The 14,765-nt window shown below is 60.4% G+C and carries 15 protein-coding genes; 11 read left to right on the top strand and 4 right to left on the bottom strand.

The window, feature by feature from the left end:
- Positions 1-10: 10 nt before the first annotated feature.
- Genes deoC through VI215_12140 form a run of 3 tightly spaced genes read left to right on the top strand, consistent with a single transcriptional unit; the run spans position 11 to position 1,793 of the window.
- A complete protein-coding gene (gene deoC / locus VI215_12150; protein ID HEY6193065.1) occupies positions 11-736 on the top strand; it encodes a deoxyribose-phosphate aldolase in 726 nt (241 codons plus the stop codon).
- Between the two features lie 24 nt (positions 737-760).
- Complete coding sequence (locus VI215_12145; protein HEY6193064.1) at positions 761-1,237, top strand: SPOR domain-containing protein; 477 nt, start codon at positions 761-763, stop codon at positions 1,235-1,237.
- Positions 1,206-1,793: an SPOR domain-containing protein gene (locus tag VI215_12140; protein HEY6193063.1), complete on the top strand. Its 588-nt coding sequence runs from the start codon at positions 1,206-1,208 to the stop codon at positions 1,791-1,793. Before VI215_12145 ends, VI215_12140 begins: the two co-directional genes overlap by 32 nt.
- A gap of 157 nt (positions 1,794-1,950) precedes the next feature.
- Here VI215_12140 and VI215_12135 read toward each other — a convergent pair whose 3' ends face one another.
- The 4 genes from VI215_12135 to tsaD all read right to left on the bottom strand — a co-directional run bounded on the left by VI215_12135 (position 1,951) and on the right by tsaD (position 7,716).
- Positions 1,951-3,603 (bottom strand): Ig-like domain-containing protein, encoded by a 1,653-nt coding sequence (locus VI215_12135; protein ID HEY6193062.1) that lies wholly within the window; start codon positions 3,601-3,603, stop codon positions 1,951-1,953.
- Between the two features lie 69 nt (positions 3,604-3,672).
- Positions 3,673-4,689 carry an endolytic transglycosylase MltG gene (gene mltG / locus VI215_12130; protein ID HEY6193061.1) on the bottom strand — a complete coding sequence of 339 codons (1,017 nt, stop codon included), beginning with the start codon at positions 4,687-4,689 and terminating at the stop codon, positions 3,673-3,675.
- Positions 4,686-6,659, bottom strand: a complete 1,974-nt coding sequence (locus VI215_12125) for a tetratricopeptide repeat protein (GenBank protein ID HEY6193060.1) — start codon at positions 6,657-6,659, stop codon at positions 4,686-4,688. The genes mltG and VI215_12125 overlap by 4 nt, the downstream gene beginning before the upstream one ends.
- Positions 6,660-6,678: 19 nt before the next feature.
- The gene (tsaD, locus tag VI215_12120; protein HEY6193059.1) at positions 6,679-7,716 is read right to left on the bottom strand and encodes a tRNA (adenosine(37)-N6)-threonylcarbamoyltransferase complex transferase subunit TsaD; all 1,038 of its coding nucleotides are present in this window, start codon (positions 7,714-7,716) and stop codon (positions 6,679-6,681) included.
- A gap of 132 nt (positions 7,717-7,848) precedes the next feature.
- Between tsaD and VI215_12115 the strand changes: the two genes are divergently transcribed.
- The 8 genes from VI215_12115 to VI215_12080 all read left to right on the top strand — a co-directional run bounded on the left by VI215_12115 (position 7,849) and on the right by VI215_12080 (position 14,764).
- Entirely contained in the window at positions 7,849-9,027 is a 1,179-nt protein-coding gene (locus VI215_12115) for an efflux RND transporter periplasmic adaptor subunit (protein ID HEY6193058.1), read from the top strand.
- 40 nt (positions 9,028-9,067) lie between these two features.
- Positions 9,068-9,736: an ABC transporter ATP-binding protein gene (locus tag VI215_12110; GenBank protein HEY6193057.1), complete on the top strand. Its 669-nt coding sequence runs from the start codon at positions 9,068-9,070 to the stop codon at positions 9,734-9,736.
- Positions 9,736-10,896, top strand: a complete 1,161-nt coding sequence (locus VI215_12105) for an FtsX-like permease family protein (GenBank protein ID HEY6193056.1) — start codon at positions 9,736-9,738, stop codon at positions 10,894-10,896. Before VI215_12110 ends, VI215_12105 begins: the two co-directional genes overlap by 1 nt.
- 5 nt (positions 10,897-10,901) lie before the next feature.
- Positions 10,902-12,071 carry an ABC transporter permease gene (locus VI215_12100; GenBank protein ID HEY6193055.1) on the top strand — a complete coding sequence of 390 codons (1,170 nt, stop codon included), beginning with the start codon at positions 10,902-10,904 and terminating at the stop codon, positions 12,069-12,071.
- 163 nt (positions 12,072-12,234) lie between these two features.
- A complete protein-coding gene (gene rpmB, locus VI215_12095) occupies positions 12,235-12,426 on the top strand; it encodes a 50S ribosomal protein L28 (GenBank protein ID HEY6193054.1) in 192 nt (63 codons plus the stop codon).
- Between the two features lie 22 nt (positions 12,427-12,448).
- Positions 12,449-13,060, top strand: a complete 612-nt coding sequence (locus tag VI215_12090) for a CDP-alcohol phosphatidyltransferase family protein (protein ID HEY6193053.1) — start codon at positions 12,449-12,451, stop codon at positions 13,058-13,060.
- A complete protein-coding gene (locus VI215_12085; GenBank protein HEY6193052.1) occupies positions 13,029-13,526 on the top strand; it encodes a phosphatidylglycerophosphatase A in 498 nt (165 codons plus the stop codon). The genes VI215_12090 and VI215_12085 overlap by 32 nt, the downstream gene beginning before the upstream one ends.
- Positions 13,523-14,764: a competence/damage-inducible protein A gene (locus VI215_12080; protein HEY6193051.1), complete on the top strand. Its 1,242-nt coding sequence runs from the start codon at positions 13,523-13,525 to the stop codon at positions 14,762-14,764. Before VI215_12085 ends, VI215_12080 begins: the two co-directional genes overlap by 4 nt.
- The last annotated feature ends 1 nt before the right edge of the window (position 14,765 follow it).

Below are 14,765 nucleotides of genomic sequence, written 5' to 3'. Positions count from 1 at the left end.
CAGCGCAGGCATGGGGATCGAGGCCGCCGGCGGGATCGAAACGGAACTGGCCCGGATGATCGACCACACCCTTCTCAAACCCGAAGCCACAAAAGAGCAGGTCACCGTGCTCTGCCGGGAGGCGAAGAAATACAATTTTGCAAGCGTCTGCATCAACCCCTGCTATGTCTCACTCTGCGCAAAGCTGCTCCGGGATACGCCCGTGAAGGTCTGCACGGTGATCGGGTTTCCCCTCGGCGCCATCACCTCCGCGGGAAAGGCATTCGAGGGGGAACAGGCGCTCCGCGACGGGGCGACAGAGCTCGACATGGTGGTGAATGTCGGGATGCTCAAATCCGGCGAATACGATTACGTGGAAAATGACATCTTCGGGGTCGTCACCACCGCCCGGCGCTACCGGGCTCTTACCAAGGTGATTCTTGAGACCTCCCTCCTTACGGACGAAGAGAAAATAAAGGCGTGTATTCTGGCGAAGCGTGCGGGGGCGGATTTTGTGAAGACTTCGACGGGTTTCGCGAAAGGGGGAGCCACCGTCGGCGATATCGCGCTTATGCGGCATGTCGTCGGATCCGCGATGGGAGTGAAAGCCTCCGGAGGAGTGCGGACCCGGGAAGAGGCCCTCGCACTCGTCGCAAGCGGAGCCGACCGCATCGGCGCAAGCGCGAGCGTGAAGATCGTGGGCGGGAACGGCGAGAGCAAAGAGGCTCCCGCGGTGAAAGCGGCTCAATCATATTAACGTTCATCACAATCCGAGGTTACCATGAATGTGTTCAAGCCATCGCTCGTTCTCTGGGCTCTCGTCGCACTGCTCCTCGCCGGGGGATGCTCCGGATCGAAGGAAAGCTCGGCTGAGAAGGGCGGCTCTTCGACGGTTCAAAGCCCCTCCGGTCAGAATCCGGCCGGCGGCCCCGCCAAGAGCGATACGTTCGACGTAAAAGTCGACAATACGAGCAGGCCCGCCTACGAACCATCCTCCCCCTCCGGCCAGGCGTCCGGCTTCGCGGTTCAGGTCGGGGCCTATCAGAAACAGGATAACGCCGATCGCGTCGCCGCGCTCGCGCGGGAGCGGTTCTCGGTGAGCGTCAACACCTATTACGACCGGACGAGCTACCTGTACAAGGTGCTTGTCGGGAGTTTTGCGACGAAAGACGACGCGCGGAAGTTCCGCGACGAGATGCTCCAAAAATACCCCGGCGATTACAAGGATGCGTGGACCACAGACATTCCCCAGAAGTGACCGCCCGTTCATCGTCCTGACGGGAATTCTCCTCCTCGGAACAATTTCGCTCTGGAATTGTTCCGGCACCAGGGCCGTTGAACCGAAGACCGAGCGCATCCCGTCCGACGCCGGGTTTCTCCAGCGGTTCGAAAAGTCGTTCAACCCCGCCGACTACGATGCCGATATCAAAGTGGTAAAACAGGCGGAGATCACGCAGCGCTCGGCTGTCGAAGCCGCAAACGTTATCACAACCGCGGTGCCGGAGACAATCCCCGGATTCAGGGTGCAGGTGTTGCTGACGCAGGATATCGACGAAGCGGTTCAGGTGAGGGACAGCGTGGAAAGCCGTTTTCCGGACGAATGGACCTATCTTGTCTTCGATTCTCCCTACTACAAGGTGCGGGTGGGCAATTACGAGGACCGGGCCTCCGCAGCCCGGCTGCTGAAACGGCTGGGAGGTCTCGGCTTCAACCAGGCATGGATCGTTCCGGACAACATCCTGAAGAATCTCCCTCCGAAGCCGCCCGAGTTGAACATTGAGCCGGAGAAACAGATCGAACATCACCGCCAGTAACCCGGCGGGTTCGGAGCGTGGCTTTTTCATCTTTTGCCGTCATCCCGACATGTTTCAGGTCGGGATCATTCAAAAAGAGTTGGAAGATGCTGACCTAAAGCATGTCAGCATGACGAGCTGGGGAGGGAAGCCGCCAAAGTGAGGTATCACCGGCGGGCTAGCGGAAGCGGAGGACGACCCCCTCCAGCGGCCATCGTGCCCTTACCTTCAGAGTGTCGGGAAAGACGTCGAACCGTTCCGAGGGACGATAGGGAAACGGCATCCCGAACGAATACCCTCCGTCGCCGTTCGAATCCCTGAAGCCCGCGATCGTGTACTTCCCCTCGAGAACCCGCTCAAAGACGAACGCGCCCGGAGAAGAGAGGGCTTCGTTCATCGGTTTCACATCCCTGGAGGCGATATTGGAGGCGACAATGTAAATCGTTCCCGCGGCTCCGGCGGAATCGTCCACCACCTTCCCTTTGATGCTCCCCACCGCTTTTTCCTCGAGAGTCTGAAACCTTCTCGTCCAGACGGTATCCGCCGCCCGGTTTCCTGAAAAATCCTTCACCGAATCGAGCGCGACTTTCACGAGGTAGCTCGTTGACAGGCTGAGAGCGCGCGCAGGGATGAACGATACCTGCGCCGAACTCCACCACCTGAAGCTTCCGGCGACAGGCTTGTTTGACGTATCCCTCAACTGGAACGCGTGCTCGAAGCCCGCGGGATGAATCGCCTCGCTGAAGAAGATTTCGACGCTGTCCTCCACCGGAACGTTCCTTCCCCCCTCCTCAATCTCTCTCAGCTTTATCGCCGGCTTCGACGTGTCGGCGAGAGGCGAACCCGTGAAGACTCCCGTTCCCGCAAGGGAATTCAGGGGGTTTCCATGCAAGTCCTTCATCCCCGATAATGCCGCACGGTAGGTTTTGCTGCTCTCCTGGTCCGCAGTGACAGCCTGGGCGGCAAGGAGCGAGCCGTCCACGAACGAAAAATCCCGGACCGGAAGACTCTCGTGTGTTGCGGTATCGAGAATGGAAATCGAGCTCCCACGGACGCCTGTGGTGTCCATCGCCTCGCTGAAGCGGAGAAGCAGGTGCGAGCGGTCGAGCGGTCTCGCGCTTGAGAGAAAGGGGCGGGTGGTGTCTTCCTTCGTCATCCGGAATTGGATCCCCGCGATCTTCATCCTCGCGCTGTCGAGCAGAAGATCCGAGGTCGCCATCCCGAACTCGTCCGTCTGGCGGTCGTAGAGGAGATTCCTGTATTCGTCGCGGACCGCGATCACCCGATAGCTCCCCAGGGCTAGGTTCGTCAGAACAAACGACCCGTCCTTCCCCGTCTGGGTCTCATAATCCGGCTTCGTATGGGTGGGGTTGAGCGTATCGCCCCGTTGGCCCCCCAGGATGTAGGCGAAGATCATGATACCGCCCGGAGCCGTGTCGAACACTTTCCCCGACACGCTCGCGGAGTCGAGATGTTCGCCGGTCGAAAAGGGAAGAGCGAACGCGCTCGCCATCCTGTTCTTTCTGGTGTCGACCGCGTCGGTGCCGACCGTGAGGATATAGGTGGTGTTCGGCCGCAGGGAATCCGAGAACCGGATTTCCACTTCCGTCCCGCTCCACGCGATGTTCAGTTCGCCGACCGACGGCGAAATGAAAAGCGATCCTTCCACGCTCGAGTGATCCACATACTTGTTGAACACAAGGTTCAGCCGGTTGTCCCGGTAACCGAGCGCTCCGTGCGACGGGTAGGAGCTTACAATCACCGGGGGGGTGGTATCGGGCGGGCCGCCCGAGGGTGCGACCTGGCCGGCGCAAAAGAATGAGGTCGTCAGGATGATGCCGCAGAGAAGAGCATGCAGCAGCGCCTGGGCGGGCGACGGAACGGTTCGGACGGGCGTCTTCTAATCCTCCTCTTTCAGGACCTGCTGCTCTTCGCGGAACTTCCGGAAGCGCTGGGCGGCCCGGCGGTGCTGGTTGTAGCTCCGGGTGAACGTGTGCCCCCCCATCCCGTTGGCGACGAAAAATAAAAACTTGTGCCTGACGGGGTAGAGCGCCGCGCGGATCGAGGCCCTTCCCGGATTATTGATCGGTCCGGGGGTGAGGCCGGTATGCCGGTACGTGTTGTAGGCCGATTCGCGGTACAGGTCGCTGAACTTCAGGCGGCGCGGCCCGTCTTCCAGAATGAACTGGATGGTCGGATCCGCCTCGAGCCTCATCTTCTTTTCAAGGCGGTTATAGTAGACCCCGGCGACGACTGCCCGCTCGGAATCGATTTTCGTTTCGGCGTCGACGATCGAGGCCATGGCGAGGATGTCATTGAGCGACCTCCCGCTCGAATCGGCGTGCGCCAGGAGCGTGTCGTTCATGAACCTCCAGAACTGGGCGACTTCGTCCTTGATGATCTCTTCTTCGTCCATCTGCCAGTAGAGCTTGTAGGTATCGGGCATCAGGTAGCCTTCCAGGGAGGGCGAGAGAACCCCGAGCGAGTGGGCGAACGTCGAATCATAGACAAGCGTCATGAACCGGAGGGAATCGATCCCCAGACTCCGCGCAAAAATCCGGGCCTGGCGGGACGATTTCAACCCTTCGGGAATGGTGACCGTGATCGGTTCGATGGTTTTTCCGAAACGCAGATCCTCCAGCATCTCGGTGTTCGACATCCCGCTCCTGAACCGGTACTTTCCGATCTGCATTTTTGTCGTGAGGCCGAGCAACCGGCCCGCCGCGTCGAAGAGAAGCCTGCTCCGGATGATGCCTTCGCGGTCGAACGAGTCGAGGATCTGAACAAAGCTCTCCCCCTTGGAGACGATGACAAACCGGTCGCTCCCGAACGAGTTCGGCCCCCAGAGGATTTCATAGATGAGAACGATCCCGCCGACCAGGAGAAGAACCAGGGCGCGGAGAATCCACTTGGTCACTTCGCCCCCTTCATCATACTGTCGTACTGATCGAGGTATTGCCTCGACTTGAGTGTATCGCCGAGCACCGAACCGTACACTCCGGCGAGCATCCTGTAACCCGCGGCATAGCGGGGGTTCTCACGGAGTAATTCTTCGAGGATCGCGACCGCTTGCTCCGGCCGGTTTCGCTTCACCGAGATCTCCGCGCTCGCGGAGCGCGCATCCCAAAACCGGGGATGCAACCGGAGGGCTTCCCTGATCTCCCAGTCGGCTTTCTCCGGGTCGCCCAGCTCGAGATACGCCCGGCCCAGCAGATAATGCGTCCTCGAAGAACGGGGATCGCTTCTCAGCGATTGCTCGAGGATGGACCGCGCGCTGCGCGGGTCGCCTTTCGAGAGGTAATATTCAGCGCTCCCGGTCATCTCGCCCACGACTCCGGGGGTGAAGTGTGTGCGGGCGGGATCGAATGGAAACACCTCCATAATTTCCGGAGAGAGTTCATCCGTTTGGAACAGCGGGTTTTCGTTGACCACCTCAAACCAGTTCCGCAGCACCGCAAGGTGCGTGACCTTCCTGCGGATCAGGAAGCGCATCAGTTTGTCGAGGCTTCCGATATTGTCGATCATTTCGGGGGAGACGAGGCCGACCATATCGACCACCCTCCGGCCGGAATAGAACCCTATGGCCCCGATATCGTGGGTCGCGACACATGCGGTTTCGGGGAGATGCTCGCGGATCCACATCGCGGTTCGCACCTGCCGTTCGCCGATGTATCTGCACGAGTCCGCGTACCTCTCCTTCATCTCCCATGACGCCGAGGCAAACTGTATCCAGAAAAGAGCGATGAGCCCCGCCGTGGCGAGGGACATGACTCTCCGCCGTGTGAGGCTCCTGACAGCCTTCCCGGCCACCAGGAGTGATGTTGACACTCCCCTGAGGCCCAGGAGTATGATGAAGGGGAGAATCGGCATCACGTACCTTCCCTCCTGGTAGAGGTAGGGCAGGTTCTTCCAGTAGGCAAGAATCATCCCTGCGGGCCAGAGGAGAGCGAGGAGAAGACCCTCCTCCTTTCGCCCGGCAACGGACCGGACGACCGAGAGAGTCCCGATGGCCATGAAGAGCGAAAACAGGACGAGGTGCCCGGCGGTTATGAATGTCCATACCTCGGCCAGAAAATGTTCGGTGCCCCCCGAGTACTTCTTCAACTTCGCCGCATAGGTGTTCGGAAAGATCGACCCGGACAGCCAGAGATTGAACGCGATGTAGGCGCACGCGAGGAGAGCCGCGATCAGGACTGGCCGGAGGAGCCAGGCCGATCCTTGTGGCGCAACCGGCGCCGTTTTCCTGCCGGACGCCGCGGGTCGGGAGAGGGATCGCCGGTAGAGGACATCAATGGAGAGCGCCGCCAGGAAAATGACCGCATCCGGGCGGACCCATATCGCCAGTCCGGCGCAAAGGCCGAGGGCGAGCCTGTTCCGGGTAGCGTAGAAGTACCAGGCAGAAAGGATCGCCAGTACGAAGAGCGTCGTTTCCATTCCTGAAAGGGCAACCCATTCCAACCGGGGCTCGAAGAGGAGGAGGAGCGCCGCTCCGACGGCCGCGAGCTGGCTCCCGAGAAGGAGCCGCGCGAGTTTAAAGAGAACAAAGGCGGAGAGGAGCAGGAAAACGATCCCGAATGTGTAACTCAGGGCGAATTCGTTCGGGATGATGAAAAAGCCAAGCGCGAGCAGCGCGGTATAAAGCGGGGAAGTCGATCCCGAGGTCGCCATCTCATTCTTATAGTATGAGAACACCCCATAATCGTGCAGGTTCCTTGCGAACTGCAGGTGAATCCAGGGATCGTCGAGAGGGAAACCGAACGCCCCGTTCACCCGGAAGGCGTTCCATGCCGCATAGACGCACATGGCTCCCCCTCCGGCAAGTATCACAGGCAACGCGCGCGCCACGAGACGATCGCCTGAAGGACTCGCGCTCACGCGATCGATCACAGGAGTCCCCTGCGCCCCATCAGAGGGACAGGTTCGGGACGGCGTTCAGCTCCAAACCGGCTGTGATGCCTTTCATGAACCGGAGAGTTCCCGCCATTGCGATCATCGCGCCATTGTCCGTGCAATATTCCAGCCGGGGGATGAAGAGCCGGAACCCTCTCTCTCGCGCCAGGGCTTCAGCCCGCCGCCTGAGCTCTGAATTCGCGGAGACTCCGCCTGCGATGCCGACGTTCCCCACGCCGGTACTGACCACCGCCCGCCGGAGCTTTTCGACGAGCACGTCCATGATGGAGGATTGAAAACTCGCGCAGAGGTCAGGTATCCGGTCTGCCACCGGGGCGGGAGGCTTGACGCTTCCAGGCGCATGGTTTCCCGGGTGAAGATGTCCGTTATCCCGTAGCCAGTAGAGCATCGCGGTTTTCACCCCGCTGAAACTGAAATCCAGGCTGTCGTCCCCCAGGAGGGAGCGCGGAAACTCGACAAAATGGGGATCCCCCTCCCGGGCGAGCTTATCGACTGCCGGGCCCCCGGGGAACCCGAGCCCCAGCATTTTCGCCACCTTGTCATACGCCTCTCCCGCGGCGTCATCGAGCGTTTCCCCGAGCAGTTCATGTTCGAGCGGCTGCCGGATGAGGACAAGCTGCGTGTGTCCTCCGGAGACAATCAGACAGAGAAAGGGAAATTCCGGCTTGGGATCGCCGATGAAATTCGAATAGATATGCGCCTCCATGTGATTCACGCCAATGAGCGGGATCCGGAGACCGTAGGCAAGAGCCTTGGCGAAGCTGAGGCCCACCAGGAGCGCCCCCATCAGGCCGGGGCCGTAGGTGACTGCCACGGCATCGAGCTGATTCTTCCGGATTCCGGCGATCCTGAGGGCATCGTCCACGACGGGGACGATCAGCCGTTGGTGGGCCCTCGATGCAAGCTCCGGGACGACTCCGCCATACTGGCTGTGGATAAGTTGCGAGGAGATCACGTTCGATCGCACCACACCGTCCTGCAGGACGGCCGCAGATGTCTCGTCACATGATGTCTCAATCCCCAGGATATACATTGTTCGCTAAAATAAGCAAAAACTTAGCCTGATATTCAAGCGGGAGAGCTCCACTTGCAAACCATTTCCGATTTTTCTATCTTTCCGCCACCGCCCCAATTCATTCCACTCTTCACTTTCTCGTACAGAGTTTTGCAAACGGCACAGGAAGACCTCTCAAAACTTAAAATCCGGCGCGAAACCGGGGAACCCCCGCGGTCCAGGAGCGGGCTTATCCTCTATCTTGCCGGGGCGCTCTTCCTCGGACTCGTCGCATTCATTTTCATCCGCAGCTCGGTGGGCGGCGCCGTCCTCGTGGACGTGACGACGGTCGCCTTCGTTTCGCCCTCCCAGTCGAATGAGATCCTCACCGCCAGCGGCTACGTCGTGGCACAACAGAAGGCCTCGATCGCCTCAAAGGCCACCGGCCGCATCGTCTTTCTCGGATATCATGAAGGAGACCGTGTCAAAAAGGGGGACATTATCGCCAGGATCGAAAGCGCCGACGTCGAGGCCGCACTGGCCCAGGCAAAGGCGGACCTGGAACTGGCCCGGGCCGACCGCGCGGACGCCTCCCGTTCGCTCGACCGCGCCAAGGCGCTGCTGGCCCGCGGACTGATCTCGCAGGCCGAATACGACGGGGCGCTGGCGCGCTACGACAGGGTCGTGGCGACCATCCAATCGAAAGACGCCGCCCTGAAGTGGGCGCAGGTGCAATTCGAGAATACGATGATCCGCGCGCCGTTCGACGGAACGATCCTCACGAAGAATGCCGACGTCGGCGAAGTGGTCGCCCCGTTCGCGGCAGGCGCCAGCTCCAAGGTGGCGGTCGTGACGCTCGCCGACATGTCTTCGCTGGAAGTCGAGGCGGACGTCTCCGAGTCCAACATCGAGCGGATCGCGCAGGAGCAGCCGTGTGAAATCGCCCTCGACGCCTACCCCGACAAGCGGTACCGGGGGATGGTGGACAAAATCGTTCCGACCGCCGACCGGGCGAAAGCGACCGTGCTCACGAAGATCCGCTTCCTTGAGCGCGATAAACGGGTCCTTCCGGAGATGGGGGCCAAGGTCCATTTTCTCGCAAAAGGGACCGGCGACTCCCTCTCTTCGAAACCGAGGCTTGCTGTCGACGCCGATGCGATCGCGGTGAGGGACGGAAAGAAAATTGTGTTCCTTGTCAGGGACGACGCAGTGACCGCGGAGCCGGTGGAACTCGGAGATCCGTTCGGCCGGATGGTCGAAGTGGGAAAGGGGCTCTCCCCCGGCGACAGGGTCGTCCTGAAACCGCCGCCCGACCTTCAGTCAGGAAGCAAGGTGAAGGTCAAAGAATAGCAGTTCCATTATTCATCATCAAACGTTAATCTGAGCTCACATGGCCATCGTCTCCGTTCAAAATGTGTCAAAATCGTACTGGCGTGACTCGTATGAGGTCCCTGTTCTCAGCGATATTTCCTTCGAAATTCCCGAGGGGGAATTCCTCGGACTGATGGGACCATCGGGTTCCGGCAAGACGACGCTCCTGAACCTGATCGCCGGGATCGACAAACCCTCGAAGGGATCCATCAGCGTTTCCGGCACCGACATCACGAACCTGAAGGAAACCGCACTCGCCGGATGGCGGGCGCGGCACGTCGGGTTCATTTTTCAATTCTATAACCTCCTGCCGGTTCTCACCGCCTTCGAGAATGTGGAGCTCCCGCTCCTCCTTTCAAACCTTTCGAAGAAGGAGCGGAAGGAACATGTCGGGTTCGCGTTGAAGGTGGTCGGCCTGGAAGAGCGGATGGACCATTACCCGAAGCAACTCTCGGGCGGCCAGGAGCAGCGGGTGGCCATCGCGCGCGCGATCGTGACCGACCCGACCCTTCTGGTGGCGGACGAACCGACCGGCGACCTCGACAAGGGCTCCGCGGACGAAATCCTGAAGCTCCTCGAACGCCTGAACGCCGAATTCAAGAAAACGATCGTGATGGTGACGCACGACCCGCGAGCCGCGGAACGGGCGCACAAAGTCAGGCATCTCGACAAGGGAGAATTGTCGTAATGTACCTCCTCAAGCTGATCCTCAGGAACACGCTGCGGCACAAGCTCCGCACTTCGCTGACGGTTGCCGGCATCGCAATCGCCGTCCTGGCCTTCGGGACTTTGAGAACGGTCATCACCTCGTGGAATTCGGGCGTCGAATCGTCGCAGGCGAACCGCATGGTGACCGTCCACTCCGTCTCGTTCATTTTTCCGCTCCCCCTTTCCTACCGCGATCAGATAACGAAGGTCGCGGGAGTGAAAAAAGTTTCGTTTGCGAACTGGTTCTCGGGCATCTATATCGACCAGTATCAGTTTTTCCCCCGCCTCGCGATCGATCCGGAGACCTTCTGGGACGTCACCCCGGAGTTCCTGGTGTCGGATTCGGTCAAGGAGGCGCTCAAGCGCCAGCGCAACGGCTGCGTCGTCGGGATCAAGATCGCGAACCAGTATAAGCTGAAGCCGGGAGACGTCATGAATATCGAAGGCGACATTTATCCCGGCAAGTGGCAGATGCAGGTGGTGGGGATCTACCGCGGAAGGGACCGGACCGCCGATGAGACGCAGATGCTCTTCAACTGGCATTACCTCGACGAGCAGCTCAAGGTGAACGAACCCGGACGGGACGGTCACGTCGGATGGTACATCCTTCAGATCGAGAATCCGAACGACCGGGCGAAGATCGCGCTCGCCGTGGACAACCTCTTCGCCAATTCTCCCGCGGAGACCAAGACGCAAACCGAAAAGGAATTTCAACAAAGCTTCGTTTCAATGTCGGGGGCGATTTTGAGCGCGATCAACGTGGTCTCGTTCGTGATTATCGGCATCATCCTCCTCGTCCTCTCGAATACGATGGCGATGACGGCCCGTGAACGGATCCGCGAATATGCCGTCATGAGGACGCTCGGGTTTTCCTCGAGGAATCTCACCCAGCTGATCGCGGGGGAATCCCTCCTGATTTCCCTGGTGGGAGGAGGAGTCGGGCTCGCGGTCACGTTTCCCCTCTGTTCGTTGATCCAGCAGGTCGCACCCACCGGGATGTTCCCGGTGTTCATCGTCGAGCCGGGCACGGTTCTCTTCGCCTTTCTCTCGGCGGTCGCCGCGGGGACCGTTGCCGCGGCGTTTCCCATCCGCCGCACGTCGCGCATGAAAATTGTCGACGGCCTGCGGCAAATCGCCTGACGCCAATGAAAGTGCCGTTCACCTACATACTCAGGAGCCTCTGGACGCGGCGGCTCACCACGATCCTGACGATCGGAGGCATCACGCTCGTGACGTTCGTCTTTGCGGCCGTGCTGATGCTCGCGTACGGGCTCGAGAAGACTCTGATCGCGACCGGCTCGGACGACAACGTGATCGTCATCAGGAGGGCGGCTCAGTCGGAGTTGCAGAGCCAGATCGACAGGGATGCGGCACGGAACGTGGAGCTCCAGCCCGAGGTCGCGCTCGATGCCGGAGGGAAGCCGATCGCGACGAACGAGGTCTTCGTCATCATCAACCTCATGAAAATCGCCGGCGGCGACATGGGGAACGTGACGGTCCGGGGCATCACCCCGGCATCGATGCCCCTTCGCCCGCAGGTCACCATGACCGAGGGGCGCATGTTCACCTTCGGGACCTCGGAGATCATCGTGGGATCGAATATCGCCCAGCGCTTCAAGGGATGTACGGTCGGAGAGAAGCTGAAGTTCGGGGGCGGACAGTGGACGATCGTCGGAGTGTTCGACGGGCACGGAACGGGATTCAGCTCCGAGATCTGGGGGGATGTTGAAATCATGCTGCCCGCCTTCGGCAGGCCGGTCTTCTCGTCCATCACATTTCGTCTGAAGGACCGGGAGGGCTTCACTTCTTTGAAGAAAACCATCGAGGGAGACCCCCGGTTGAACTATCTTGAGGTCGACCGCGAAAAGGATTACTATGCGAAGCAATCGGAGTTCATGTCGGCGTTCATCCGGTGGCTCGGGATCGGAATCACCATCGTGTTCGGATTCGGCGCCGTTATCGGCGCGGTGATCACGATGTACGCCGCGGTCGCGAACCGGACGGTCGAGATCGGCACGATGCGGGCGATCGGATTCCGGCGCGGGAGCATTCTCACGGCGTTCCTCGCCGAGGGAGTCGTGATTTCCCTCCTGGGGGCCGCGGTGGGCCTCTTCGCGGCCTCATTCCTCCAATTGTTCGTCATCTCGACGCTCAACTTCGGCACGTTCGTGGAACTCGCGTTCGGGTTCACGCTTTCTCCCCCGGTGATCAAGTACACCCTCATGTTTGCCCTTATCATGGGGATCATCGGCGGATTTTTCCCGGCGGTGCGAGCCTCCCGGCTGAACATCGTGAACGCCCTGAGGGCGTCGTGACCGAACCCAACGCAAGGACCGCAGCCTGAAGGCTGCGGCTACCGGAACGAAACAGTCGAGGTATCGGTAGGCGCGACCTTCAGAAAATAGTTTTGGAGGAGAAGGCACTTTTAGTTATATTGAATCTACCCCGGTCGGAACACCTTTAAACTTTGAGGAAATTATGGCGAAAGTATGTGAGATCTGCGGAAAGAGACCCATCAGCGGGAACAACGTCAGCCACGCCCACAACAAAACGAGGCGCCGCTGGCTGCCAAATCTGCACAGCGTTCGCGCCCAGATCGACGGCCGGACCCACCGTATGCGCGTGTGCGCGACCTGTATCAAGCAAGGCAAGGTGAAGAAAGCCGCGTAGCTCTGCCCGCGATCAAGAGCTGATGTCCATCCCGAATTCGCTCACGATTCTCCGGATCGTCCTCACTCCCCTCTTCGTTGTCCTCCTTTTTTCCGACTCGCCGTTCCTCAAAGAACTCGCCCTCGCAACGTACATCATCGCCGCGCTCACCGATTGGTATGACGGGTGGGTCGCACGGCGGTATGGCTACGTCACACGCTGGGGAAAATTTCTCGACCCTCTCGCCGACAAGATCCTCGCCGGAGCGGCGCTCTTTGCCTTCGTATGGCTCAAGCTCGTCGACGCCTGGATGGTCTGGGTCATCATCGCCCGGGACCTTATCATCACCTCGCTGCGCAGCTACGCAGAATGGCGGAATCAGCCGATCGTCACTTCGAAGACCGCCCAGGCGAAGACGTTCGGGGAGTTTGCCATCATTTACTATATTCTCATTGTCTATGTCGCGAGCCAGGTCGAATTCGTCCGGCGGAACTTCAACGGGCTCATCGAAACGCTCATGAACAGGCAGGTGCTCTTCGGCATGATGCTTGTCGTGGCGTTCTCAGCCATCGGAACGGGCATCGTCTACCTGTTCGACAACCGAAAATTCCTGCGCGAACTTTATGCCCGATACTTCGGTCCCGCAGGTTCCTGAGAGGACACCGCCCTCCCTTCCCGTCCGCATGATCGCCACCGGGCTCTTCTCCGGGTATTCTCCCGTCGCGCCGGGAACCGCGGGGAGTCTCGTCGGGCTCGCTTTCTACCTGATCCCCGGGTTCGAACAACCGGTCCTGATGTGCTCCGCCGCGGTGGCGATGTTCTTCATCGGCGTCTTCGCTTCGGCCCGGATGGAGGAGGAACTCGGGGAAGATCCGCCGGTCGTCGTCGTGGACGAGGTGGTCGGCATGTGGATCTCCCTCCTCTTTCTCCCCAAGGGGATCTGGATCGCGGGCCTCTCGTTTCTCCTCTTCCGGCTCTTCGATATCGTGAAGCCCCCGCCCGCCCGCCGCCTGGAGGCGCTCCAGCACGGGTGGGGAATCATGCTCGACGACGTGGCCGCGGCCCTCTATGCGAACGTCGCGGCGAGGCTCGCGCTCTACCTTCTTCCCGCGCTCTCATGAAGTCCATCATCCTGACAATCGGGGACGAGCTGCTCATCGGGCAGGTCGTCAACACCAACGCGTCGAGCATCGCCCGAAAGCTCAACGGCGCGGGGATAGAGGTCGTTCGGATGCTGACCGTGGCCGATGAGGAGGAGGAAATCGTGAAGGCGTTCGAGGAGGCCTTTCCCGCGTTCGATGTTGTCGTGGTGACCGGAGGGCTCGGGCCGACGCACGACGACGTTACGAAAAAAGCGGTCTGCCGCTTCTTCCATACCGATCTCGTTTCCGATCCGGATGCCAGGAAGTCGATCGAGAATTTTCTGAAGGAGCGCAACTATGCCTGGTCTGCGGCTTCCGAGGAGCAAAGCCTTGTGCCGCGCGGCGCGGTCGTCATTCCGAACAATCACGGGACAGCCCCGGGGGAGCTCTTTGAACGGGAGAACAAATTCTTCATCGTTCTGCCCGGCGTTCCCCACGAAATGGAATTCATGATGGACGATTTCGTGGTCCCCCATTTCAAATCGAAGGGGGGCGGAACGTTCATCCTCCACCGGACTCTCAAGACGATCGGGATTTCAGAAACGGTGCTGGCGGCGCGGCTGGGCCCGACCGGCGATTTCCTCGACCGCGCCCGGCTCGCGTTTCTTCCCTCCCCTTCGGGTGTTCGAATGCGGATCACGGTCGTCGACGCGGACCGCCGTGCCGCGGAAGAAAGGATCGGAAGGATAGAATCCCATATCCGCGTGAAGGCCGGCTCCTACGTCTACGGGACCGGAGAGGAGGACCTGGAAGAGGTTGTCGGAAAAATGCTCCGCGAGCGTCGATTGAAAATCGCGGTCGCCGAATCGTGCACGGGCGGCCTGATCGGCCACAAGCTGACCGACGTTCCGGGGGCGTCCGGATATCTTGACCGCGTCGTGGTTGCTTACAGCAACGTTTCAAAAACCGACCTCCTTGGCGTCCCACCCGGGTTGATCGAACAGCATGGCGCGGTCAGCCGGGAAGTGGCGGAAGCGATGGCAAGCGGTGTCCGGACACGCGCGGGCGCCGATATCGGGATTTCGACCACGGGGATCGCGGGTCCGGACGGAGGCTCCCCCGAAAAACCGGTCGGCCTCGTCTGGATCGGCTATTCCGACGCGGCCACGACGTCCGCGGCCGAGTTCCGCTTCGGCACCGAGCGGCTCATCGTCAAGGAACGCGCGGCCCAGGAAGCGCTCGACCGTGTCCGAAGAGGGTTGCTCGGTATCGGGTAGT

This window comes from Bacteroidota bacterium (genome assembly GCA_036522515.1).
Taxonomy (GTDB): Bacteria; Bacteroidota; Ignavibacteria; order UBA10030; family SZUA-254; genus VBOC01.
Note: the sequence above shows the minus strand (reverse complement) of the source record. Positions and strands in the feature narration are given on the sequence as shown.